Annotated in this window: 21 protein-coding genes; 10 read left to right on the top strand and 11 right to left on the bottom strand. The window is 64.4% G+C overall.

Annotated features, from left to right (window positions below):
* Nucleotides 1-48 precede the first annotated feature (48 nt).
* Together ACP150_RS03825 and ACP150_RS03820 are read left to right on the top strand one after the other, a co-directional pair.
* The gene (locus ACP150_RS03825) at nucleotides 49-420 is read left to right on the top strand and encodes a winged helix-turn-helix transcriptional regulator (RefSeq protein WP_424965218.1); all 372 of its coding nucleotides are present in this window, start codon (nucleotides 49-51) and stop codon (nucleotides 418-420) included.
* Nucleotides 410-1288, top strand: a complete 879-nt coding sequence (locus tag ACP150_RS03820; protein WP_424965217.1) for a hypothetical protein — start codon at nucleotides 410-412, stop codon at nucleotides 1286-1288. The genes ACP150_RS03825 and ACP150_RS03820 overlap by 11 nt, the downstream gene beginning before the upstream one ends.
* A gap of 76 nt (nucleotides 1289-1364) precedes the next feature.
* On the opposite strand, the gene ACP150_RS03815 is transcribed toward ACP150_RS03820, so the two are convergent.
* On the bottom strand, nucleotides 1365-3044 hold the full coding sequence (locus ACP150_RS03815) for a BCCT family transporter (protein ID WP_424965216.1): 1680 nt from the start codon (nucleotides 3042-3044) through the stop codon (nucleotides 1365-1367).
* A 93-nt stretch (nucleotides 3045-3137) separates the two neighbouring features.
* Between ACP150_RS03815 and ACP150_RS03810 the strand changes: the two genes are divergently transcribed.
* The 7 genes from ACP150_RS03810 to ACP150_RS03780 all read left to right on the top strand — a co-directional run bounded on the left by ACP150_RS03810 (nucleotide 3138) and on the right by ACP150_RS03780 (nucleotide 10455).
* On the top strand, nucleotides 3138-4100 hold the full coding sequence (locus tag ACP150_RS03810) for a LysR family transcriptional regulator (RefSeq protein ID WP_424965215.1): 963 nt from the start codon (nucleotides 3138-3140) through the stop codon (nucleotides 4098-4100).
* A gap of 114 nt (nucleotides 4101-4214) precedes the next feature.
* Nucleotides 4215-6245 (top strand): phenylacetic acid degradation bifunctional protein PaaZ, encoded by a 2031-nt coding sequence (gene paaZ, locus ACP150_RS03805; protein ID WP_424965214.1) that lies wholly within the window; start codon nucleotides 4215-4217, stop codon nucleotides 6243-6245.
* A gap of 311 nt (nucleotides 6246-6556) precedes the next feature.
* A complete protein-coding gene (locus ACP150_RS03800; RefSeq protein WP_424965213.1) occupies nucleotides 6557-7528 on the top strand; it encodes a hypothetical protein in 972 nt (323 codons plus the stop codon).
* 11 nt (nucleotides 7529-7539) lie between these two features.
* Nucleotides 7540-7926, top strand: coding sequence for a hypothetical protein (locus ACP150_RS03795; protein ID WP_424965212.1), 387 nt, complete (start codon nucleotides 7540-7542; stop codon nucleotides 7924-7926).
* Nucleotides 7927-8112: 186 nt separating this feature from the next.
* The gene (locus ACP150_RS03790) at nucleotides 8113-8820 is read left to right on the top strand and encodes an ABC transporter permease (RefSeq protein WP_424965211.1); all 708 of its coding nucleotides are present in this window, start codon (nucleotides 8113-8115) and stop codon (nucleotides 8818-8820) included.
* A complete protein-coding gene (locus tag ACP150_RS03785; protein WP_424965210.1) occupies nucleotides 8813-9580 on the top strand; it encodes an ATP-binding cassette domain-containing protein in 768 nt (255 codons plus the stop codon). Before ACP150_RS03790 ends, ACP150_RS03785 begins: the two co-directional genes overlap by 8 nt.
* Nucleotides 9581-9624: 44 nt before the next feature.
* Entirely contained in the window at nucleotides 9625-10455 is an 831-nt protein-coding gene (locus tag ACP150_RS03780; protein ID WP_424965209.1) for a substrate-binding domain-containing protein, read from the top strand.
* A 6-nt stretch (nucleotides 10456-10461) separates the two neighbouring features.
* On the opposite strand, the gene ACP150_RS03775 is transcribed toward ACP150_RS03780, so the two are convergent.
* The 3 genes from ACP150_RS03775 to ACP150_RS03765 all read right to left on the bottom strand — a co-directional run bounded on the left by ACP150_RS03775 (nucleotide 10462) and on the right by ACP150_RS03765 (nucleotide 13925).
* On the bottom strand, nucleotides 10462-11349 hold the full coding sequence (locus ACP150_RS03775; protein WP_424965208.1) for a substrate-binding domain-containing protein: 888 nt from the start codon (nucleotides 11347-11349) through the stop codon (nucleotides 10462-10464).
* Between the two features lie 66 nt (nucleotides 11350-11415).
* A complete protein-coding gene (locus ACP150_RS03770) occupies nucleotides 11416-12564 on the bottom strand; it encodes an acetate/propionate family kinase (RefSeq protein WP_424965207.1) in 1149 nt (382 codons plus the stop codon).
* Complete coding sequence (locus tag ACP150_RS03765; RefSeq protein ID WP_424965206.1) at nucleotides 12561-13925, bottom strand: bifunctional enoyl-CoA hydratase/phosphate acetyltransferase; 1365 nt, start codon at nucleotides 13923-13925, stop codon at nucleotides 12561-12563. The genes ACP150_RS03770 and ACP150_RS03765 overlap by 4 nt, the downstream gene beginning before the upstream one ends.
* A 304-nt stretch (nucleotides 13926-14229) precedes the next feature.
* Between ACP150_RS03765 and ACP150_RS03760 the strand changes: the two genes are divergently transcribed.
* On the top strand, nucleotides 14230-15411 hold the full coding sequence (locus ACP150_RS03760) for a hypothetical protein (protein WP_424965205.1): 1182 nt from the start codon (nucleotides 14230-14232) through the stop codon (nucleotides 15409-15411).
* 98 nt (nucleotides 15412-15509) lie between these two features.
* Here ACP150_RS03760 and ACP150_RS03755 read toward each other — a convergent pair whose 3' ends face one another.
* The 7 genes from ACP150_RS03755 to urtA all read right to left on the bottom strand — a co-directional run bounded on the left by ACP150_RS03755 (nucleotide 15510) and on the right by urtA (nucleotide 22085).
* Nucleotides 15510-15845 (bottom strand): FmdB family zinc ribbon protein, encoded by a 336-nt coding sequence (locus ACP150_RS03755; RefSeq protein ID WP_424965204.1) that lies wholly within the window; start codon nucleotides 15843-15845, stop codon nucleotides 15510-15512.
* Between the two features lie 57 nt (nucleotides 15846-15902).
* Nucleotides 15903-17132 carry a formamidase gene (gene fmdA, locus ACP150_RS03750; RefSeq protein ID WP_424965203.1) on the bottom strand — a complete coding sequence of 410 codons (1230 nt, stop codon included), beginning with the start codon at nucleotides 17130-17132 and terminating at the stop codon, nucleotides 15903-15905.
* A 22-nt stretch (nucleotides 17133-17154) separates the two neighbouring features.
* Complete coding sequence (gene urtE, locus ACP150_RS03745; protein ID WP_424965202.1) at nucleotides 17155-17844, bottom strand: urea ABC transporter ATP-binding subunit UrtE; 690 nt, start codon at nucleotides 17842-17844, stop codon at nucleotides 17155-17157.
* Between the two features lie 12 nt (nucleotides 17845-17856).
* Nucleotides 17857-18606, bottom strand: coding sequence for an urea ABC transporter ATP-binding protein UrtD (gene urtD, locus ACP150_RS03740; protein WP_424965201.1), 750 nt, complete (start codon nucleotides 18604-18606; stop codon nucleotides 17857-17859).
* A gap of 9 nt (nucleotides 18607-18615) precedes the next feature.
* Complete coding sequence (urtC, locus tag ACP150_RS03735; protein ID WP_424965200.1) at nucleotides 18616-19788, bottom strand: urea ABC transporter permease subunit UrtC; 1173 nt, start codon at nucleotides 19786-19788, stop codon at nucleotides 18616-18618.
* Between the two features lie 13 nt (nucleotides 19789-19801).
* Entirely contained in the window at nucleotides 19802-20728 is a 927-nt protein-coding gene (urtB, locus tag ACP150_RS03730; protein ID WP_424965199.1) for an urea ABC transporter permease subunit UrtB, read from the bottom strand.
* An 85-nt stretch (nucleotides 20729-20813) separates the two neighbouring features.
* Nucleotides 20814-22085 carry an urea ABC transporter substrate-binding protein gene (gene urtA / locus ACP150_RS03725; protein ID WP_424965198.1) on the bottom strand — a complete coding sequence of 424 codons (1272 nt, stop codon included), beginning with the start codon at nucleotides 22083-22085 and terminating at the stop codon, nucleotides 20814-20816.
* Nucleotides 22086-22290: the final 205 nt, after the last annotated feature.

Here is a 22290-nt window from a genome sequence, read left to right as displayed (position 1 = left end):
TTAGTATACTTTTTGTAACCTGGGTCGGGTGCGAGGAGGCGAGGGTCCATGGAGGCACGGGTCGAGACGGATGGCGCGGGGCGGCGGCAGGTTCTGGATGCCTGTACCGAGCCTTGTGCCATCGAACGGGGGATGCGGATCATCGGCGGCAAATGGACCGGTTCGATCCTGTGGCATCTCAAGGATGGCCCGGTGCGGTTCAACGATCTCGCGCGCATGGTGGGCGGGGCCTCGAAGAAGATGATTACCGAGCGGCTCCGCCATCTGGAGGCCCACGGCCTGATCACCCGGGAGGTGATGCAAACCGCGCCGGTCTCGGTGCATTACGAGATCACGGCGCTGGGCCGCACGGCGCTCGGGGTTCTGAGCGAGCTGCGGGACTGGAGCGAGAGCCTGCCCGGGACGGGCGATGACGCCTGAGCTGCCGCGCCTCAAGCCGGATCCGATCCCGGCCATTCACCCGGTGCCGGAATATGCCGCGACGGGCACGCTGGCCGAGGCCTATGACCAGACCAAGGCAGGGCTGGGCGTGCCCTGGGTGGGGGTCGTGGCCATGGCTTTCGCCCAGTATCCGGCGTTTTACGGGCGGCTTTGGTCTGCGCTGGCGCCTGTGGCCCGCAGCGCGGCTTTTGGTGCGGCCTGCGAGAGATTGCGCAACACGGCGGAGGGCGCGGCGGCGACCCTCGGCCCCATTTCGATCCTCACGCGGCTGCGCGCGCAGGGCTATGACACGCGCGAGCTGGACGAGATCCGCGCCTGCAACGCGGTCTTCTCGGCGGGCAATATGCCTTATCTGCTGATGGCATCCCTCGCCCGGCTGCTGCTGGAGGGGCAGGGCTGGGAAGGCGCGCAGGCGCCGGGCCCCGTGATCGCGGTGCCGCCGCCCCTGCCGCGTCCTCCTCTGGTCGAAGCGCATCACGCGGATCCGAGCACTGTCGCGCTCTATGCGGATATTCGCGAGACGCTGGGCTTGCCGTTTGTGAACACCGATTACCGGGCCTTCGCTCGCTGGCCGAGCTATTTCGCGCCCGCATGGCGCGATCTGCGCGGGGCGGTGGTGTCCTCGCGCTACGAGGGACAGGTGTGCCGCGTGCATGAGGCGGCCATCGCGCTGGCCGCAGGATTGCCGAATGTGACGGGTCTGACCTCTGCTGAACTGCGGGACGCGGCCGCGCAGGATGCGCCTGTGGATGAGGTCCTGGCGGTGGTGCGGCTCTTTCAATGGTTGCTGCCGGGGTTGGCGCTGAACGTGGCGTTCCTGCGGGCGCAGCTGCAACCTGCGCAGTGAGGCGCGCGCAAAACCGGTCGTGAAAATGAAAACGGCCCCGGAAAGTCCGGGGCCGTTCTTACGTATCGGGTGCGGATTATTCCGCGGGCATGGTCGATGTCTCGGGATCGATGGTGGTGGCGACACCGGCAGCTTCGCGCCGCCCATCGTTCCAGATCGCCTTGATCAGAGCCACGCACATCAGTGCCATCACGATGGAGAAGGGCAGCGCCCCGATCACCATCGCGGTCTGGATCGCGCCCGTGCCGCCCGAGATCAGCAGACCGCCAACCACCAGCGCCAGAGCCGCCCCCCAGAAGAGGATATGCGGACGCGCCTTGGGCCCTTCGTCACCCGCCGCGTTGATCGTGTTCACGATCAGAACGGCAGAGTCCGCAGAGGTCACCAGGAAAGTCAGCAGCAGCACAACGATCAGAACCGCCATGCCCCAGGCCAGAGCCTCGGCAATCGGTGCGAGCATGAACTCGGTCATGGCGAAGATCTTGTCGCCATTGGCCGCGCCCAGGATCACGCCATCGGCGCCTCCGGTGAGCTCCAGATCGATGGCGGTGCCACCAGCCCATGCGAACCAGACAAAGCACATCAGGGACGGCACGATCATCGCGCCCAGCACGAATTCACGGATCGAACGACCGCGCGAGATGCGTGCGAGGAACAGGCCCACGAAGGGCGCAAAGGCAATCCACCAGGCCCAGTAGAACACCGGCCACCAGCCTTGCCACTGGGTCAGCAGGAAGGCTTGGGAGCCTTCGACCCCGTCAGAGCTGTAGACGTTGAAGCTCAGGAAGGGCAGGGCGAGGATGTAGTCCCAGATGCCGACGAAGAAGGCCATCGCCCCGAACCAGGTTGCCCCGAACAGGATGAAGAAGCCGAGCAGGACGATCGACAGGGTCATGTTGATGTTGGACAGCCACTTGATGCCCTTGCCAACCCCGGACAGCGCCGAAATGGTCGAGGCGCCCATGATCACCAGCAGGGCGATCACAATCCCGAAGGTCGTGGCAGAGCCATCCGGGTTGGCCAGACCGCCAAACCCGATCCGTGTCAGACCGGCCACAAATTGCTCGACGCCGAATCCGAGCGTCTGGGCCACGCCGAGAATGGTCGCAACCACCGCAACGATGTCGATGACATGGCCGACCGTGCCCGAAAGCGACTTGCCGAAGAGCGGTGTCAGCGAGGACCGGATCGTCAGGGGCAGGCCCCGGCGATAGCTGAAGAAGGCCAGCGAGAGACCGGCAATCGCATAGCAGGCCCAGGCACCCAGACCCCAATGCAGATAGGACCAGACATAGGCCGTCCGCACATTGTCTGCGCCCAGGGCGGTGGTTTCACCCATGATCACAGAAGGGTTGTTCTGGAAATGCGCGACCGGTTCGGCCACGGCCCATGTCAGCATGCCAACGCCGATACCGGCGCCGAACATCATGGAAAACCACGAGAAATTCGAAAACTCAGGTGTTTCCCCGGCCACGCCGAGGTTGAGGCGACCGGCCGCTGGCCAGAGGGCCAGACCGATGCAGACCAGCACGAAGGCTGCGACGACCCAGATATACCAGGCGGCGAATTGCGCGAGGATCGCGGTGTTCCAGTTGCCGAGGATCGTACCGGCTTCCGTCGGCCAGACAATACACCAGACGACCAGGACGCTGATGATGATTTTGCTGACGACGGTCACATTTAGGCTGAAGCCGCGATAAAAACCGGTATCAGCGGTCTTGATCGGCAGCTCCGATAGTGGGGGCTTTATAGACACTTCTCTGTCTCCCTGTAGGACAATCACACGTTTTACGCGTGTTCTTTGAATGGACGCATCATACGGATCGTACGTCTTTTGGTAAGTTGCATTATGGGCGACTATAGTTGCAAGCACAGGAAACCTTGGATGCTCAATCGCGCACACTTAAGAACCCTAAGCGACGTTGATATTCGGCTGGTCCGCATATTTATCACAGTGACCGAGTGCGGCGGCTTCGCGGCTTCGGAGGTGGAGCTGAACATCGGGCGCTCGACGATCTCGAAACATATCTCGGATCTGGAGCTTCGGATCGGGCTGAAACTCTGCAATCGCGGGCCCTCCGGGTTCTCGCTGACCCCTGAAGGGGAGCTGGTGCTCGAGGCAGCGCGGCGGCTTCTTGCCTCCATCGACGGGTTTCAGGCCGAGATCGACAGCATTCACACCCATCTGACCGGGACCTTGCGGCTGGGGCTGTTCGACCAATCCTCGACCAACCCGCGGGCGCAGGTGGACGGGGCGATCCGCGCCTTTGACGCGCTGGCGCCGGATGTCGCGCTCGAGATCGCCTTGGCCGCGCCCGGGGTTCTGGAGGCCCGGGTGACCGATGGCTCGCTCGATCTGGCGATTGTGCCGATCCACCGGGATTCCAGCCTGCTGAGCTATCAGCCGCTCTATACCGAGCATATGACGCTCTATTGCGGGGTCGGGCATCCGCTCTTTCACATCCCCCAGAGCACGCCGCTCGCCGAGTTGGACCTCGCGCAGTACAAATATGCGGGCTACGCCTTCAACTCGCCGAACATGCATGCCGCGGCCTCCCTTGGGCTGGAGCGCAGCGCCCGGGTGCAGGAAGAAGAGGCGCTGTCGCTTCTGGTGCAATCGGGGCGCTACCTGGGATTTCTGGCCGATCACGTTGCTGCGGCTTTCCTGCGCAAGGGGCATGTGCGCCCGGTGGCCCCGGGCGAGACGGCTTATGCGACGACCTTTGCCGCCGTGGCGCGCCGCAACCCCGAGCCGGACCGCAAGACCCGCGAGTTCCTCGAATGCCTCCGGGCTGCTCATCCCGATCCCTAGCCCCGACCCGCAACCTCTGCGGGCGCGCGGGCGGGGACTGGTCTTCGGCCCTGAGGCCGCGCAGTATCGCCGCAAGACGCGGGGCATCCCGTGGCGCAATCTCGGGGAGGGGATATGACACTGCAGAATATTGAAAGCTTCGCCCTTGGCGACTGGGTGCCGCCCGGCGACGGGGCCCGGCTTGTCACCGATGCGGTTACGGGGGCGCCACTGGGCCGGGCGGGGAACGGGGCGCTCGATCTCGGCGCGATGCGCGACTATGCCCGCCGGGTTGGCGGGCCGGCCCTGCGCGCCATGGGGTTCCATGACCGGGCCCGGATGCTCAAGGCGCTGGCGACTTATCTCAACACCCATAAAGAGCAGCTCCATACCCTGTCCCTGCGCACCGGTGCGACCCGGGCCGATGGCAAGATCGATATCGAAGGCGGGATCGGCACGATGTTCGTCATCGCGTCCAAGGGGCGGCGCGAGATGCCCGATGGCCAGGTCTATCTGGATGGCGGGGTCGAGGCGCTCTCACGCTCCGGTACTTTCGTGGGCCAGCATATCTGCACCCCGCTGCAGGGTGTCGCGGTTCATATCAACGCCTTCAACTTTCCGGTCTGGGGTATGCTGGAAAAGCTTGCGCCGACCCTTCTGGCCGGGATGCCAGCCATCGTGAAGCCGGCCACGGCAACCTGTCAGGTGACCGAGGCCTGCCTGCGGCTGATCGTGCAGAGCGGGATCCTGCCCGATGGCGCGCTGCAGCTTGTGACCGGCGGGTTGGGAGACCTTCTGGATCAGCTCGACTGTCAGGACGTGGTGAGCTTCACTGGGTCCGCCGAGACCGCGCTGATGCTGCGCGGGTCAGACCACCTGCTGCGCAACTCTGTGCGTTTCGTGGCCGAGCAGGACAGCCTGAACGCGTCGATCCTCGGGCCCGATGCGGGGCCGGGCACGCCTGAGTTTGACCTCTTTGTCACCGAGGTGCATCGCGAGATGACCGTGAAGGCCGGGCAGAAATGCACGGCAATCCGCCGGATCCTCGTCCCCGACGCCCATCTGGACCCGGTGCTTACGGCCCTGTCCGCGCGGCTTGCGCAGACGGTGATCGGCCATCCTGCCGAGGCCGGGACGCAGATGGGCGCGCTGGTCTCGGCTGCGCAGCGGGAGGATGTGCTGGCCAAGGCCGCGATCGTGGGCGGCGAGGCCGAGCGGGTCTGCGGCAATCCCGACGCGTTTGAGGTCCATGGCGCGGATGCGGAGGCCGGGGCCTTCCTGCCGCCCATGCTCTATCATTGTGCCGATCCGCGCGGGGCCCGGGCGCTCCATGCGGTCGAGGCGTTCGGCCCCGTGGCGACGGTCATGGGCTATGGCGATCCGGAAGAGGCGGTGGATCTGGTGAACCGCGGCGGCGGCAGTCTGGTGGCCTCGGTCATCACCGCTGATACCGGGTTTGCGCGCGACGTCGCGCTGGGTGCGGCGGCCTTCCACGGGCGGCTCTATGTCAACAACCGCCACAGCATGGCCGAGGCGACCGGCCATGGCGCCCCGCTGCCGCATATGGTCCATGGCGGACCCGGGCGGGCCGGTGGCGGCGAAGAGCTCGGCGGGGTGCGCGGCGTGCTGCACTATATGCAACGGACCGCGATTCAGGGCAGTCCCGACCTGCTGACGGCGATTGGCGGGATCTGGGTGCCGGGTTCTGCGCAGCAGACCGGCCCCTGCCATCCGTTTCAGCGGCGGTTCCACGAGCTTGAAATTGGCGAGACCCTCGAGACGGCGGCGCGCGAGGTCACTCAGGACGATATCGCCCATTTCGCCGATTTCACGGGGGACCGGTTCTACGCGCATCTCGACGAGGATGCAGCGGCGCGCAACCCGTTCTTTGCCGGGCGCGTGGCCCATGGCTATCTGTTGCTGTCCTTTGCAGCGGGTCTCTTCGTGGAACCCTCGGAGGGGCCCGTTCTGGCCAATACCGGGCTCGAAGACCTGCAGTTCGAAAAGCCCGTCGTACCGGGAACAAGCGTTCACGCTCGACTGACGGTCAAGCGCAAAACCCGCCGGACGGACGACTACGGTGAAGTGCGCTGGCATGTGGATCTGCGGGATGATGAAAACGATGCAGTTGCAACATACACGCTCAAAACCATGGTCGCTTATTAGGCTTCCCTGTCTTTGAGATCCCTATTTTGTTGCTGTTTTTCGTATAATCGGCGGAAAGCGGACAAAATGCTGCAGCAGCAAAATAAACGCTTGCCTGAATCATGCTGCATGGCAGAAAGTAACCTTACGTCCGGAGTGTTCTGTCCAGACGGTTCGAGTGTCTCCAGCCCTCTGACTGGAAACGTACTGCGCGACATGCAGGAAGCTTTGTGACCCAAGGGACGTTAATGTTCGACAGTGCCATCGTTACCCTTCCGAGTTTTCCTTCTGACAAGCGTCACTCCATCTCCGGGCTGTCGTCCGGGGCCTTCATGACGGTCCAACTGCATGTCGCGCATTCTTCCTCCTTTATCGGGGCGGGGGTCATCGCGGGTGGTCCTTACCGGGCGGCCGAGACCTTCGAGGCGGCGCCGCTTGCGCCGACCTCCTGCATTCTGAACTCGTTTTATGTGGCGATGACGCCGCTGACCCCGTCGACCGCGCCCAATCCCAAGAAGCTGGCGCAACTGGCGCATCAAACCGCGAATATCGACGACCTGTCCAACCTTGCGGGGCAGAGGCTCTATATTTTCACGGGCTCCGAGGCCAAGGTGGTCAACCAATACGCCGTGCACGCGACCCGGGCCTTCTATGAAGAGCTCGGCGTTGCGGGCGATGCGGTGATGTTCGTGGATGATGTGCCCGCGGGGCATTCGATCATCACCATGAACCCCGAAGATTCCCTCCTTGCCGCGAACGAGCCCCCCTATATCAACCGGGGTCCGTTCGTGCAGTCGCACCAGATTCTCGACCATCTCTATCCCGGCGCCCATCCCCCGGCGTCGTCGTGTCTGGGCGACCTTATTCGCTTCGATCAGTCGGAGTTTGTCGAAACCGGCGCGCCCAAGGCCTCCATGTCGGAATTCGGCTATGCCTATATTCCCTCCCGCGTGGCCTCTGGTGAGGCGCAGGCGATCGGGGTCCATGTGGTCTTGCACGGCTGCAAACAGGGCTATGCCTATATCAATTTCGTCAATGGCCGCGAAGACAGCCAGAACCAGCCGCCCTATGGCGACCGCTATGTGCGCAGCACCGGCTATATGGAATGGGCCGAGGCGAATGACCTGATCCTGCTCTTTCCCCAGGCCGAGGGCGGTGACAGCAATGACGTCCAGAACCCCGAGGGCTGCTGGGACTGGTGGGGCTACAGCGCTGAGGACCCCTATGCGCCGGATTACTATTCGCGCGACGCGGTGCAGATCCGCGCGATTCACACCATGCTGACCCGATTGGGCGGCGTCTGAGAGGTTTCCCCATGGAAAGCGCGTTCGAGACCACGGCGAAACTGCAGGCCAGCCTCGCCACCCGGGCCCTGACCAATTCGCGCAACGCCGCGCAACTGGCCGCGAAGCCGCCGACCGCCGACACGATGGCCGAAAGCTGGGAACTGGCGGAGGCGACCTACAAGCGGATGAATGCCCTGCAACAGTCCTGGATCAAGGATTGGAGCGATTGGATCAGCTATGCCCAGTCGCTGGACGGTGTGGATACCATGCCGAAATATGTCGACCGGACCGGCAATATCTTTCTCCAGGCTCAGGCGCAGATGGTCTCGCAGGCCAGTGAGCTCAGTGAGCTGATGGACAATGTGGGCGTGAGCTACGCCTATTGGATCAGCGGCAAGCTGCACGAGACCCGCTAACCCCGACCGCCCTTAGGCGCGACCGCAGGTCTCGCGACGATAGTCGTAGGCCACGCGTTACCCGTTGGAAAGTCACATGCAAAACACGCGTTTCTCATCCGGAGCGTGTATTGCAGGGTGCTTTTCGCTGGCCCTAACTGCATTTTTGTGCATTTCTTCCCGCACAGGGGAAGGAGACGCTTAACGATGCCGGGTTTCTGGAGCATTCTCGCAGATGCTTTTGGTCTGATCTTTGCATGGGATCCGGACCTGTTGGAGATCATCGGCCTGTCGTTGCGTGTCACCCTCACCGCCGTCGCTCTCTCTTGTCTGATCGGTTTGCCGCTAGGGGCGGCTGCCGGCGCGTTTCGGTTTCCGGGGCGAACGGTTCTGGTGGTCCTGCTGAACGCAGCAATGGGCATGCCCCCTGTGGTGGTGGGGCTGCTCGTCTATCTGATGCTGTCGGCGGCAGGGCCACTGGGGACCCTTGGCCTGCTTTACACACCCACGGCGATGATCGTCGCCCAGACATTGCTGGTGACGCCGATCATCGCCGCGCTCACGCGGCAGGTGGTGGCCGATCTGAACGTGGAATATGCCGAGCAATTCGCATCGCTGCAGGTCGGACCGCTGGACCGGATCACCGCCTATCTCTGGGATGCGCGCTACACGCTGCTGACTGTGGCGCTGGCCGGGTTCGGGCGGGCCGTGGCTGAGGTTGGCGCGGTGATGATTGTCGGCGGCAATATCGACCATGCGACCCGGGTCATGACGACCTCGATCGCGCTGGAAACCTCCAAGGGCAATCTGGAGCTGGCTCTGGCGCTCGGGGTGATCCTGCTGACGCTGGCGGTGATCGTGAATGCGCTGGTGATGTCCGTGCGCGCCTCGGCGGTGAGGGCGGCTTATGCGTGACCTCTCTCCAGACCTGCCGCTGGTCGCCGATGGCACCAGCCTGCCGGGCCCGGCCCAGCTCGCCGTTCAGGATATCTGCCTGACCCGGCGCGGCGTGCGGCTGCTCGACAACCTGACCCTCGCGATCCGACCCGGGCGCAAGACGGTGATCCTCGGGGCCAACGGGGCGGGCAAGAGCCTGCTCCTGCGGGTGCTGCACGGGTTGATTACCCCCGATACCGGGACGGTCCAATGGGAGGGTAACTCCCTCGACAGTTCTGCTCGCGCCGCCCAGGCCATGGTGCTGCAGCGTCCGGTCCTGCTGCGCCGGTCGGTGCTTGGCAATCTGCGCTTTGCCCTGTCGGTGCGCGGTGTCCGGGGGCAGGCCCGCGCCGCCCGCGAGGCCGAGGCGCTGGACCGCGCGGGGCTCAGCGATCTGGCCCACCGTCCGGCCCGTGTCCTGTCGGGCGGCGAGCAGCAACGGCTTGCGGTAGCCCGCGCGCTTTCGACCGAGCCTCGAATGCTCTTGCTGGACGAGCCCACGGCGAGCCTCGATCCCGCCGCGACCCGTCATATCGAAACCCTCGTGGAGGCCGCCCATGGGGCAGGCGTCTCGGTGGTGATGGTGACCCATGATCGCGGTCAGGCCCAGCGTCTGGCCGATGACGTGGTCTTTTTGCACAAGGGCCGCGTGGCCGAAGCAGGCCGCGCCGCGCAGGTTCTGCATGCGCCGCGCAGCCCGGAAATGGCCGCCTGGCTCGATGGTCGGCTGCTCGACTAAGTCCCCGGGAATTCTTGTTTGTATCCCGATCCGAGGAGGAAATCGTGTCCCTAAAATCTCGTTTTATAGCCCTGGCGCTGGGGGCCGGGCTGTCGTGTTTTGCCCTGTCGGGGGCCGCGACCGAAGACCGCTTCATCCTCGTTCAATCCACGACCTCGACCCAGAATTCAGGCCTGTTTGACCATCTCCTGCCGATCTACGAGGCGCAAAGCGGCGTCGATGTGCGCGTGGTGGCCGTGGGCACGGGACAGGCGCTGCGCAACGCGGCCAATGGGGATGGCGATGTGCTCTTTGTCCATGCCAAGGAGGCCGAGATGTCCTTTGTGGCCGAGGGCTACGGCGTCTCGCGCGCGGATGTGATGTATAATGACTTCGTGATCGTGGGCCCGGCGGCGGACCCCGCAGGCGTGGCCGGTGAGACGGATGTGACCGCAGCCCTGCGCCAGATCGCCGAGGCCGAGGCTCCGTTTCTCAGCCGGGGCGATGACAGCGGGACGAACAAAGCCGAGCTGAGGCTGTGGGCCGAAAGTGGGATCGACGCGCAGGACGCCTCAGGCGGTTGGTATCGCGAGACCGGCTCGGGCATGGGGGCGACCCTGAATACCGGGATCGGCATGGGCGGCTATGTGATGACCGACCGCGCCACATGGATCGCCTTTGGCAACAAGGCGGGCCACCGGATCCTGGTCGAGGGCGACCCGCGTCTGTTCAACCAATACGGCATCATCCTCGTGAACCCGGAGGTCCACCCCCGGGTCAAGGCCGAGCTCGGGCAGGGCTTCGTGGACTGGATCCTCTCACCGGAGGGGCAAGCCGCCATCGCGTCCTTCAAGCTCGACGGGCAGCAGCTCTTCTTCCCGAATGCGGGGGGCTGACGCGGCTCAGGCCGCGTTCCACAGGACCTCGCCCATGCTCGCGATGTCATACCCGCCCAGCGACGCGGCCTTTTGCGTGATCTCGGGTGTTCGGGCGACCTGCAGGAGGCTTTGCACCGGCGGCGTGAAATAGGCCCGCCGGTCGATCAGCAAATCGAAGGGCTCCATCAGGATCGGCAGGAAGCCGAGCTTGAACTGCCGCGCCATGGCGGCAATGCCGAGGGCCGCATCCGCAGCGCCCGAGGCCACGGCGAGCGCGGCATCGGTTTCCGTGCGCGCGACACCTTCGGCCGGGGCCAGTGCTTCTGCCGAGAGGCCCACGCCCGCCAGAAGCTGATCAAGCAGCGCCGCCGCCCCGGCGCCGGACTGCCGCCGGACCATGCGCAGACCTGCGAGATCGTTGAGGTTCTTGACCCGGTCCGCGATCCCGGGGGCGAGGATCAGCCCGCGCTCCCGAAGGGCCCAGCGGATCAGGACGCAGTCCCGCAATCCGTGGGACGCGACCGTGTTCCGGTTCCAGCGCCCGTCGCCCTCGGGAATGTGCAACCCGGCCAGCGCCGCCTTGCCCTGGGCAAAGCAGGCCAGCCCGTCCGCACTGCCGTTCTGCAGTACCGCGAGCCCGCCATCGCTCTCGCCGACGGCCCAGGCGAGCAGCGGATCATGGGAGCCGGTGAGCACATCGGGCACCTGCGCGGGCGCGGCCTCGCCGGAACCATCAATCCAGGCCATGATCTCGTCGCGCGGGAACAGCAGCTTGCCGGTGATCCGACGGTGGGGGATTTCATCCGCCCCGGCGAGGTCATAGACCTTGCGCTCGCGCACCCGCAGCAGATCCGCGACCTCCTTCGTGGTCAGGTAGAGCGGGGTGTCGCTGGGGGCAGTGTCGTTTGGCATGGGGTCCTGTCCGGCCGTTGGATCAACGATGGCGGCAAAACGGCTGCGCCGCAAGTCATGGTCGGGTCAGCCGGTCAGGCTGCGGGCCACCGCGCGGGCGATCACCCGCTCTTCATCCGTGGGAATGACGAGGATCGGCACGGGTCCGCCCCCGATCTGCCGCGCGTCGCCGTCATTGGCCCCGGCATCGAGGGTCAGGCCGAGATAGCCCATCCCCTCGATCACCCGGGCGCGCACGGGCGCTGCGTGCTCGCCGATGCCGCCGCAGAAGACCAGCCCGTCGAGCCCGCCCAGCACCGCCGTCATCGCACCCAGCTCGCGGCGGATGCGGAACACGTAGTAATCGATCGCTTCCGCCGCCTCGGGCGCGTCGCTCGCCAGCAGCGTGCGCATATCGTGACTGATCCCCGACAGACCCTTCAGCCCGCTCTCGGTGTAGAGGAGCGTGGCGATCTCGGCCGCACTCAGCCCCTGATCCATCAGGTAAAGCAGCACGCCCGGGTCGAGCTGGCCGCAGCGTGTGCCCATGGGCAGCCCGTCCAGCGCCGAGAAGCCCATGCTCGAGCCCACGCTTTGTCCGTCGCGGACCGCGCACATGGAGGCCCCGTTTCCCAGATGGGCGATCACGATCCGCCCGGCGGCCAGCGCGGGGTCCGTCGCGCGCAGGTGGTCGGTGATGTAGTCATAGGACAGCCCATGGAAGCCGTAGCGCCGCACGCCCGCGTCGTGGAACCGGCGGGGCAGGGCGAAGGTGTCGTTCACCCAAGGGTGCCCTTTGTGGAACGCCGTATCGAAACAACCGATCTGCACCGCGTCCGGAAAGGCCTCCTGCGCGGCGGTGACCATGGCGAGGTTATGGGGCTGGTGCAGCGGGGCGAGCGGGATGAAGGCGCGGAGCTGGTCCAGAACCTCGGGCGTCAGCACCACGGGCGCGCCATAGGCCGGGCCGCCATGGACGATGCGGTGCCCGATCCCGGCCACCGCGCGCCCGGCAAGCACCGGCGCCAGGGCCGCAAGGATCGCCGCCATCGCGCCCGCATGGTCCGTGGGGCCAAGAGGCAGGGGGGCGCGATCCTGCCCGCGCAGGATCAGCCGCGCGTCCGGGCCCAGCCCGTCCACCAGCCCCTCGACCATCAGGGTCGGCTCGGCGGCGACCGCGTAGACCGAGAATTTGACCGAGGAGCTGCCCGCATTCAGGGTCAGCAGCACGCTCATCCGGCGGCTCCGACGGCGAGGGCGGCGATGGCGCAGGAGGCCAGCCTCGCCTGATCGCTATCGGCCCGGCTGGTCAGGATCACCGGGCATTGGGCCCCCATCACGATCCCGCCCGCATCCGCATGGGCGAGGAAGGTCAGCTCCTTGGCGAGCATGTTCCCGGCCTCCAGGTTCGGCGCGATCAGGATATCCGCGCGCCCGGCCACCATCGAGGTGATGCCCTTTGTGCGCGCCGCCGCCAGATCCACCGCGTTGTCCATGGCGAGCGGGCCGTCCACCAGCCCGCCGGTGATCTGCCCGCGCTCGGCCATCTTGGACAGGATCGCCGCGTCGAGGGTCGAAGGGATCGCGGGGTTCACGGTCTCGACCGCCGAGAGGATGCCGACCTTGGGCGTGTCGATCCCGATGGCATTGGCCAGATCGATGGCATTCTGGATGATATCCGCCTTGGTCTTGAGATCCGGGGCGATGTTGATCGCGGCATCGGTGATCATGATCGGGTGGTCGAGCCCGGGCACATCCATCACGAAGACATGGCTCAGCCGCCGGGTCCCGCGCAGCCCGCCATCTTTCTTGAGGATCGCACTCAGCAGGACATCCGTATGCAGATGCCCCTTCATGATCGCCTTGGCCCGCCCCTCATGCACGAGCTGCACGGCGCGCTTGGCGGCGGCCTTGTGCTGGGGTTCGGCTATGATCTCGTAGGGGGAGAGGTCGAGGCCCCGGGTCTCGGCGGCGCTGGCGATCTTGTCCGGATCCCCGATCAGGAGCGGCGTGATCAGCGTATGCTCGGCCCCGAGGATCGCACCGGCCAGCGCATCGGGCTCTTCGGGGGCGACCACGGCGGTGGTGAAGGGCGGCAGGGGCTCGGCCCGGGCGATCATCTCGTCGAAATGCACATGGCGCTGCACCACAAGGCCCGGCACCTGATCGCGGTCGAGGCTCACAAGCACCTCGGGCGCATAGACCTCGGCCTCGCCTTCGACCAGCAGCCGCCCGGTATCGGTCTCGACCCAGGTATCGAGGCGCACCACCCGGTCGGCGAATTTCTCGCGCACGCGGACCCGCGCGATCAGGGTCTCGCCCGCCATGGCCTGCCCGACAAAGGTCAGGCTCTGGGACCGGTAGCGCGTACCGGGCCCCGGCAGCTGATTGCCCAGCACCGACGAGATCAGCGAGGCCACCCACATGGACGGGGCCACGGCCTCGGGGCGGCCATCCCCGTCGCCATCCTGATCGGGCACGTTCAACGGATTGAAATTGCCGGAGGTATTGGCAAAGACGATCAGGTCTTCCTCGCGGCACAGGCGTGTGGCCTGGGCCTCTGCCCCGATCTGCAAATCGTCGTAGATGCTCGTCATTCTCCGGTCTCCGGTGCCTATGTGCCCTGCCTCCCCCCGGTGTAGCGCTGCGCGGCGCAGAGGGGAAACACTCAACCTCCGGATGCGACATGCCGCCGGGCCTGCCCGGTTTTCGACAGGGTTTCGGGGCGGTCCTGCTAAGGCGCAGGCCCTCCGCGCGCCTAATCTTTGCGCGTGGACACGGCGAGGTTTCCCAAGTCAGTGGGCAAGTTTTCTCCCGATTGGCGCGGAATGGGATACAGTTCCAGCAGTTTGCCACGTTTCGCTTTCTTCAAACCTATTCCATTCAAGGGGGGCACCCATCATGACCATCACTCGACAGGCCGCGCTCTGCACCGGTCTCGCGCTGATCGGCGCCAGCACGGCACAGGCCCAGGGCACCGAGGCCTGCACCGGGCCCGGCTGGCTGACCAAAGCCGACGCGGCCTTCGCCGCCGATTGCGCCAGTTTCGCCTTTGAGGGGGATCTCGCGGATCGCGAGCGTCTCGCCTGGATGATCTTTGCCCGGGTCAACCAGCTTATCGCGGATCCCGATCGCGGCATGTCCGGAACCGGGCAGGTGCCGCTCTGGATGGCGTGGCCCACGGATCCGGACACCTTCGCCACGGCAGTCCCGTTCGATTTCTCGAACATGGCGCGCAGCACCATGAAACCCTCGGCCGAGAAAAAGGATCTGGAGGCCGGGCGCGTGGCCACGGCCGATCCGGACGGCGCCAATGAAGAGGTCAACCGCAACCAGATCAGCTATGACTATCTGGTCGATAGTGACCTGACCACGAAACGCGGCATCGCGGCGTTTTTCACCAAGAACGACTATGTGGACATGCCCGTGGGCTCGATCGAGCTCAAGGCGTCATGGCTGCAGGTGACCGAAGGCAGCCCGGTGCCCGAGGGCGCGCTGACCTTTCCCTTCGAGGGCGGGGAATACTGGTGGCGCGGCCTGCACCTGATGGTGAAGATGCAATCCCTGCCGGATCCGGGGCAGATGTTCTACGACGAGGCCCCCAGTTGGTTCTGGAGCACTTTCGAGTTCAACGACAACCCGGGCGTGGCCCATGTCCGCGACAGTTTCATCACCCAACGCGCACCGCTGAGCGAAGCGGATATCGACGCGCTTCTGGACGAGGCGGGGATCGGGGGCTTCGGGTTCGAGGGCTACGCGCCCAATGGCACGCAGATCCGGTTCACCGTGGATGGCAACGGCACCGTGCCTGTGATCCTCGGTCATGCGGATATGGAGGATTTCGCCGGCAGTCCGAACACGGCCCAGGCGGCCTATTGGACCCGGTTCAACGCGAGCTGCCATGCGTGCCACGCGACCGCGTCCTACAATCCCGAGACGGGCGCGTTCTTTCCGTTTTCAGTGCCCGCTGGCGCGCTGCACCCGGGCTATAACATGACCGACGGGGGCGGGACGGTGCAGTATCTCGGGCAGGGCTACAAACCGCTCGACTTCATGTGGCCGCTGGCCTTCCAGACCCGGTAGACCCCAGGATCCGCGCATGAAAAAGGCGCGCAGGCCTAGGGCCCGCGCGCCGCTCTCCTCCCTGCCCCCATTGGAGGAGGAACCCTCGACTGATGGGGTCAGTGTGAAATCATCCAGGGACGCTTGGTCGGAAAGGACTTGGCGCCATTGCTGTGATGCAGGGTTTTCGAGGGCATTTTCGACGATCCACCGCCACAGCAGCCGCAGTTCGGCCCGTGGTTCTTGGACCGCTTGGGACTGTCAGCGCTGCGTTCGTTGGTGGCGTGGGCCGTGCGGCTCGCATTGCTCATCATGGCAAGGCGCGGCACGTTGAGCATGACCCGCGGGCTCTCGGCCGCGCAATCGGGGCATTCGCAGGGCTCTTTGTAATTGGCGATGGAATTCAAAGCGGTGAAGGGGCCGCACTCATCGCAGAGGTAATCATAAACGGGCATCGGGGTCTCCGGGCGCGGGAAAAATGGGAGGCCCGAAGGCCTCCCTCAGGTGAGGACTCAGAGATCGGGCGCGAGCGGGATGTCCACCGAACCGTCCAGATACTTGGTCGGGCCGTTGGCATTCGGCATCATGTCCCATTCGAAGATGTCATTGGGGAGCCAGAGCGTGGCACAGGCGTTTGGTATGTCCACCACGCCCGAGATATGCCCCTGCACGGGGGCTGTCCCGAGGATCGCGTAGGCCTGAGCGCCCGTGTAGCCGAACTTCTTGAGATACTCGATCGCGTTCAGGCAGGCCTGACGATAGGCGACATGGACATCCAGATAGTGCTGCTCGCCCGCCTCATCGACGGAGATGCCTTCGAAGATCAGGTAGTCATCATAGACCGGCTTGATCGGCGAGGGCTTGAAGATCGGGTTCTTGACGCCGTATTTCTCGACACCGCCCTTGATCAGCTCGACCTTGAGATGCAGCCAGCCGGCCATCTCGATCGCGCCGCAGAAGGTGATCTCGCCATCGCCCTGGCTGAAGTGGAGATCCCCCATCGAGAGACCCGCGCCGTCCACATAGACCGGGAAGTAGATCTTGCAGCCGCGGCTCAGGTCCTTGATGTCACAATTCCCGCCATGCTCGCGCGGCGGGACGGTCCGGGCGGCCTCGGTGGCGGCCTGATCGCGGGCGTCGCCCTTCATCGCGCCCATATGCGCGCTCTGGGTGTTGGGCAGGGCGGCCAGGGGCGGCGTACGCTCCGGGTCGGTGTTGAACAGCTTGGTCTCGCGGCTGTTCCACATGTCCAGCATCTTGCGATCCGGCAGACAGCCGATCAGGCCCGGGTGGATCAGGCCGGCATATTTCACGCCCGGCACGTGGCGGGACTTTGTGAACATGCCGTCGAAATCCCAGATCGATTTCTGGGCCTCGGGGAAATGCTCGGTCAGGAAACCGCCGCCATTCTGTTTCGAGAAGAAGCCGTTGAAGCCCCAGAGCATCTCTTCCTTGGCACCGATATCGAGGATATCGACCACCAGAAGATCGCCCGGTTCGGCCCCTTTGACCCCGATGGGACCGGACAGGTAGTGCACCTGTTCCAGCTCCACGTCGCGCACGTCGGAGGCGTCGTCGTTATTCTTGATCTGTCCGCCGGTCCAGTCATAGGTCTCGATCTTGAAATCGTCCCCGGGTTCGACCCAGACATTGATCGGAATGTCGGGATGCCAGCGATTGTGCACATTCTCATTCGTGTGCGGGCTCTCGCTGAGATCCACCGAAATCAGTGTGTCAGCCATGGTTAGGTCCTCTCCTTCTTGGTCAAACCGATAGGAATTTTGAGACTTTCGCCTCGTCGATCCCGTCGCGCGGGCTGTCATGGACGAAGGTGCCGTTCTCGATCACGATCACCCGGTCCGCCACGTCGAGCGCAAAGCTCAGCACCTGTTCCGACACGATGATCGTCAGGCCCTTCTGGTCCCGGATCTTGCGCAGGGTCCGGGCCATCTCGCGGATGATCGAGGGCTGGATCCCCTCGGTCGGCTCATCCAGCAACAGAACCTTCGGATCGCTCGCCAGCGCCCGGGCAATCGCCAGCTGCTGCTGCTGACCGCCCGACAGGTTGCCGCCGCGGCGCGATTTCATCTCCAGCAGCACCGGGAAAAGCTCATAGATATCCTCGGGCACTGTCTTGGAACCGGTCGAGGTCAGGCCGGTCTCGATATTCTCGCGCACCGTCATGGACGAGAAGATCATCCGGCCCTGGGGCACATAGGCGATGCCGGACGAGACCCGCTGATGCGGTTTCATGCCTGCAATCGAGGTGTCCCCGATCCGGGCGCTCCCGTCTTTCTCGGGCACGATCCCCATCAGGGTCTTCATCAGGGTGGTCTTGCCCATCCCGTTGCGGCCCATGACGGCCACGATCTCGGCGGGTTTCACATCCAGGTTGAGGCTGTGCAGCACCTCGGACTCGCCATAGGCCGCACAGAGGTTTTCGACGGACAGCATTGCGGATCTCCTTCAGTGGCCGAGATAGACTTCGATGACTTTGGGATCGGCCTGCACCCGCTCCATCGAGCCTTCGGACAGGGTCTTGCCCTGATGCAGCACGGTGACCCGGGTCGCGATATCCGCGACGAAGCCCATGTCATGCTCGATCACGATGACCGAGCGGTCCTTGATGATCTTGTTGAGCAGCTCGGCGGTTTTCTTGCGTTCGGCCACGGACATGCCCGCCACGGGCTCGTCCAGCATCAACAGCTCCGGGTCCTGGATCAGCAACATCCCGATCTCGAGCCACTGCTTCTGGCCATGGCTGAGATAGGCGGCTTTCTCTTCGAGTTGGTCGTCGAGAAAGATCGTCTCGGCGATCTCCTGGATGCGGGCCTGCACCTCCTGGTCGCGGCGAAAGAGCAGGGCGCCAAAGACCGAATGCCCGCGCGGATAGCTGAGCTCGAGGTTTTCGAAGACCGTGAGATCCTCATAGACCGACGGGGTCTGGAACTTGCGCCCGACACCCGCATGGACGATCTGGTCCTCGCGCTTTTCCAGCAGCTCCAGACCCTTGAAGTTCACCGACCCGCTCGTGGCCTTGGTGCGCCCGCAGATCAGGTCGAGCACCGTGGTCTTGCCCGCCCCGTTGGGTCCGATGATCACGCGGCACTCGTTCGGCTCTACATAGAAGCTGAGATCGTCCACCGCCTTGAACCCGTCGAAGGAAACCGTGAGCCCTTCGACCGCGAGCACGAAATTGGGGTTATGTCCTTGCATGGCTGGCTCCTATTCCGCGGCCGTCTTGGCGGCTGGCGCGACCGTCGTGGACGTCGGCGCGGTGGGGGTGTTGGCGGGGTCGGGATCGGGGGGCGTCTTCTTGAACAGGGCCGCGATGCGCGGGGCCACATGCTCGGAATAGACACCGGCCAGACCGTTCGGGAAGAGCATCACAACCGCGATGAAGAGACCGCCCAGACCCAGCAACCACAGCTCGGGGAAGCTTTCCGAGAGCGAGGTCTTGGCCCAGTTCACCAGAAGTGCGCCATAGACCGCGCCGACGATGGACAGGCGTCCGCCCACGGCGCAGAAGATGACCATCTCGATCGAGGGGACGATCCCGACAAGCGTCGGGGACATGAACCCCACCTGTAGGGTGAACATCGCGCCACCGACGCCCGCGAAGGCCGCGCCGAGGCAGAAGATGAAGATCTTGAAGCTCGCAACGTTGTAGCCGGAGAAACGCACCCGATCTTCCTGGTCGCGCATGGCGATCAGAAGCCGTCCGAGCTTGGACTTGCGGACATATTGCGCGATGGCGAGGCAGAGAAAGAGCAGTACGCCATTGACGTAATAGAGCAGTTCCTTGGCCTCATCCGTGCGGATGTCCCAGCCATTCAGGGTGCGCAGGTCGGTGATCCCGTTCACGCCGCCCGTGAAGCCTTGCTGCCCGATGATCAGGATTGTGAGGATCGCGGCAAAGGCCTGGGTGATGATGGCGAAGTAGACGCCGCCCACCCGCCGGGTGAACATGGCCACCCCGATGATGAAGGCAAAGATGACCGGGACCGCGACGACTGCGAGCAGGGCGAAGGCGAGGTTGTTGAAGGGTTCCCACCACCAGGGCAGGGCCGTCAGCTGGTTCCAGTCCATGAAGTCGGGAATACCGGGCGTGGACTGGATCGCGGTGTTTTCTGGGGTCGAGGCCTCCAGCTTGAGGAACATTGCCATGCAATACCCGCCAAGGCCGAAGAACACGCCCTGGCCGAGGCTGAGGATGCCGCCTGCGCCCCAGCAGAGCACGAGCCCCACAGCGACGAAGGCATAGGTCAGGTACTTGCCGAACAGGTTCAGACGAAAGCTGTCGAGCGCGAGGGGCAGCAGGACAAAGATCACGGCAGCCAGCACAGCAAAGGCAATCACGTCCTGACGGGTGAAGATACGGTTGGAGGAAACCTGCATCGGGTCGAGCTCCTTACTTGCGCAGTTTCAGGGAGAAGAGGCCTTGCGGACGCACCATCAGGATGCCGACCACCACGAGCAGGGTCAGAACCTTGGCCATCGAGCCCGAGAGGAAGAATTCCATGATCGACTGGGCCTGACTGATCGAGAAGGCACTGGCGATGGTGCCGAGCAGACTGCCCGCGCCGCCGAAGACCACCACGAGGAAGGTGTCCACGATATAAAGCTGCCCCGCCGTCGGCCCGGTGGAGCCGATCATCGTAAAGGCCGAGCCCGCCACACCGGCCACGCCGCAGCCGATCCCGAAGGTCAGCCGGTCGGTCCAGGCGGTGTTGATGCCCGTGGCATCCGCCATGACGCGGTTCTGGTTGATCGCGCGCACCTGCAGGCCCCAGGAGGAGCGGAACATCATCACGTAGACGGCAATCGAGATGCAGGTTGCGAGCACCATCACGAAGATCCCGTTGATCGGGATCTCCACGAGGTCCGTCAGGGGCAGCGAGCCCATCATCCAGTCGGGAATCGTCACGCCGACCTCCCGCGCGCCAAAGACGCTGCGATAGATCTGCTGCAGGATGAGGCTGAGGCCCCAGGTCGCCAGAAGCGTATCCAGCGGGCGTTTATAGAGATGTCGTATGAGCCCCCATTCCACGATCAGGCCCAGGGCGCCCGAGGCAAGGAAGGCGAGGATCATCGCGACAAAGAAATAGATGCTGAAGAGGTCTGGCAGGTAGGTCGCGAAGACATTCGAGGTCAGGTAGGTGACATAGGCCCCGAGGATCATGAACTCGCCATGGGCCATGTTGATCACGCCCATCTGACCAAAGATGATGGCGAGCCCCAGGGCCATGAGGACAAAGACGGAAAACAGGATGAGACCGGCGAAACCCTGCATCGCGAAAATCGCGCCGAGCTCGCCCATCGAATAGTCGGAAAACATCGCAAACCTCTGGGGGGATTAGGAAAACGCCGGGGGAGAAGTGGGAGAGGGCGCGCCTGGCACCGCGCCCTCCCTCGCTTGCAGCTTACTGGTAGCCTTCGGGAAACGGATCCGGCTCGACCAGCTCTGCAGTCTCGAACACGACGTCGTACTGACCGTCGGCCTTCGCACGACCCACGCGCGTCTTGGACCAGAGGTGGTGGTTCTCATGGACCTTGACGTAGCCCTCGGGGGCTGTGGTGAGTTCGATGCCCGGGCTCGCTTCGCGGACCTTGTTCACATCGAACGAACCGGCTTTTTCGACAGCGGCTTTCCAGAGCCACGGTCCGAGATAGGCAGCCTGGGTCACGTCGCCGATCACCATGTCCTCGCCCCACATCTCTTTGAAGGCGCGGACGAAATCGAGGTTGTTCTCGTTTTCCAGGCTCTGGAAGTACTTCATGCAGGCATAGGTGCCTTCGATGTTCTCGCCACCGATGCCGCGGATCTCGTCCTCGGTCACCGAGATGGTCAGCACGAGCGGGCTCTCGCCAGCCGGGTCGATGCCCGCGGCCTTGAGCTGCTTGTAGAAGGCCACGTTCGAGCCACCCACAACGATCGCATAGATCACGTCAGGCTTGCGCAGGCGGATCTTGTTGATGACCGAGTTGAACTGGGTATGGCCGAGCGGGTAATACTCTTCCCCCACGACCTTGGAGCCTTCGAGGAAGTTCTCGATATGCTTGCGCGCGATCTTGTTCGAGGTGCGCGGCCAGATGTAGTCGGAGCCGAGCAGGTAGAAGGTCTTGGCGCCCTTGGTCTCGGAGACCCAGTCGAGGCCCGCGATGATCTGCTGGGTGGCTTCCTGACCGGTATAGATGACGTTCGGCGACTGCTCGAGGCCTTCGTAGAAGGTCGGGTAGTAGAGGAAGCCGTTATGCTGTTCGAAGACAGGCAAGACGGCCTTGCGGCTGGCCGAGGTCCAGCAGCCCATGACCGAGGCGACCTTGTCGTTGACCAGCAGCTTGCGGGCCTTTTCGGCAAAGGTCGGCCAGTCGGAGGCACCGTCTTCCTGGATATACTCGATCTTGCGGCCAAGGATGCCGCCCTGGGCGTTGATCTGCTCGATGGCGAGCTTCTCGGCCTGCACGGAGCCGGTTTCCGAAATCGCCATGGTGCCCGTAACGGAGTGCAGGATGCCGATGGTGACCGTGTCGTCGGTCACGGCCAGCCCGGTCGTGTTCACCTCGGCGGTCGGGAAATCCGCCGCGCGCAGGTCCTTGGGCAAAAACAGCGAGGCCGCCAGCGCCGTGCCGCCGGCCATCACAGCGCGACGGCTGGGTCCGGACATGGATTTCGGGGTTTTGCGATCAGTCATAACAGCTCCTTGTGGGGATAGGTTGACGTGTCGGGCAGCGCGCTGCCGTCTGCGTTAACTTTTTCCCGAAGAGCGTCAGAAACCTTATACGTCGAATGACGTATGCAGGTGCGCGTTCCTCCCCTGTAAGGTCGTTAACGGAACTTAAAGGACACAGGGGGCGGAGGGACGCGCTTAGCCGCAGCTAAGCCGCGCCCGCCCGTGT

This window comes from Dinoroseobacter sp. S375, assembly GCF_049800775.1.
Classification (GTDB): domain Bacteria; phylum Pseudomonadota; class Alphaproteobacteria; order Rhodobacterales; family Rhodobacteraceae; genus Dinoroseobacter.
This window is presented reverse-complemented; position numbering and strand designations above follow the sequence as displayed.

What these genes read in the sequence shown, in the direction of transcription:
- ACP150_RS03760 (WP_424965205.1), top strand. Translation starts at nt 14,230, where the DNA reads ATGACCATCACTCGACAGGCCGCGCTCTGCACCGGTCTCGCGCTGATC.
- ACP150_RS03790 (WP_424965211.1), top strand. Translation starts at nt 8,113, where the DNA reads ATGCCGGGTTTCTGGAGCATTCTCGCAGATGCTTTTGGTCTGATCTTT.
- urtE (WP_424965202.1), bottom strand. Translation starts at nt 17,844, where the DNA reads ATGCTGTCCGTCGAAAACCTCTGTGCGGCCTATGGCGAGTCCGAGGTG.
- ACP150_RS03810 (WP_424965215.1), top strand. Translation starts at nt 3,138, where the DNA reads ATGGGCGACTATAGTTGCAAGCACAGGAAACCTTGGATGCTCAATCGC.
- urtC (WP_424965200.1), bottom strand. Translation starts at nt 19,788, where the DNA reads ATGCAGGTTTCCTCCAACCGTATCTTCACCCGTCAGGACGTGATTGCC.
- ACP150_RS03765 (WP_424965206.1), bottom strand. Translation starts at nt 13,925, where the DNA reads ATGACGAGCATCTACGACGATTTGCAGATCGGGGCAGAGGCCCAGGCC.
- paaZ (WP_424965214.1), top strand. Translation starts at nt 4,215, where the DNA reads ATGACACTGCAGAATATTGAAAGCTTCGCCCTTGGCGACTGGGTGCCG.
- ACP150_RS03820 (WP_424965217.1), top strand. Translation starts at nt 410, where the DNA reads ATGACGCCTGAGCTGCCGCGCCTCAAGCCGGATCCGATCCCGGCCATT.
- ACP150_RS03770 (WP_424965207.1), bottom strand. Translation starts at nt 12,564, where the DNA reads ATGAGCGTGCTGCTGACCCTGAATGCGGGCAGCTCCTCGGTCAAATTC.
- ACP150_RS03785 (WP_424965210.1), top strand. Translation starts at nt 8,813, where the DNA reads ATGCGTGACCTCTCTCCAGACCTGCCGCTGGTCGCCGATGGCACCAGC.
- urtA (WP_424965198.1), bottom strand. Translation starts at nt 22,085, where the DNA reads ATGACTGATCGCAAAACCCCGAAATCCATGTCCGGACCCAGCCGTCGC.
- ACP150_RS03755 (WP_424965204.1), bottom strand. Translation starts at nt 15,845, where the DNA reads ATGCCCGTTTATGATTACCTCTGCGATGAGTGCGGCCCCTTCACCGCT.
- ACP150_RS03800 (WP_424965213.1), top strand. Translation starts at nt 6,557, where the DNA reads ATGACGGTCCAACTGCATGTCGCGCATTCTTCCTCCTTTATCGGGGCG.
- ACP150_RS03775 (WP_424965208.1), bottom strand. Translation starts at nt 11,349, where the DNA reads ATGCCAAACGACACTGCCCCCAGCGACACCCCGCTCTACCTGACCACG.
- fmdA (WP_424965203.1), bottom strand. Translation starts at nt 17,132, where the DNA reads ATGGCTGACACACTGATTTCGGTGGATCTCAGCGAGAGCCCGCACACG.
- urtD (WP_424965201.1), bottom strand. Translation starts at nt 18,606, where the DNA reads ATGCAAGGACATAACCCCAATTTCGTGCTCGCGGTCGAAGGGCTCACG.
- ACP150_RS03825 (WP_424965218.1), top strand. Translation starts at nt 49, where the DNA reads ATGGAGGCACGGGTCGAGACGGATGGCGCGGGGCGGCGGCAGGTTCTG.
- ACP150_RS03795 (WP_424965212.1), top strand. Translation starts at nt 7,540, where the DNA reads ATGGAAAGCGCGTTCGAGACCACGGCGAAACTGCAGGCCAGCCTCGCC.
- urtB (WP_424965199.1), bottom strand. Translation starts at nt 20,728, where the DNA reads ATGTTTTCCGACTATTCGATGGGCGAGCTCGGCGCGATTTTCGCGATG.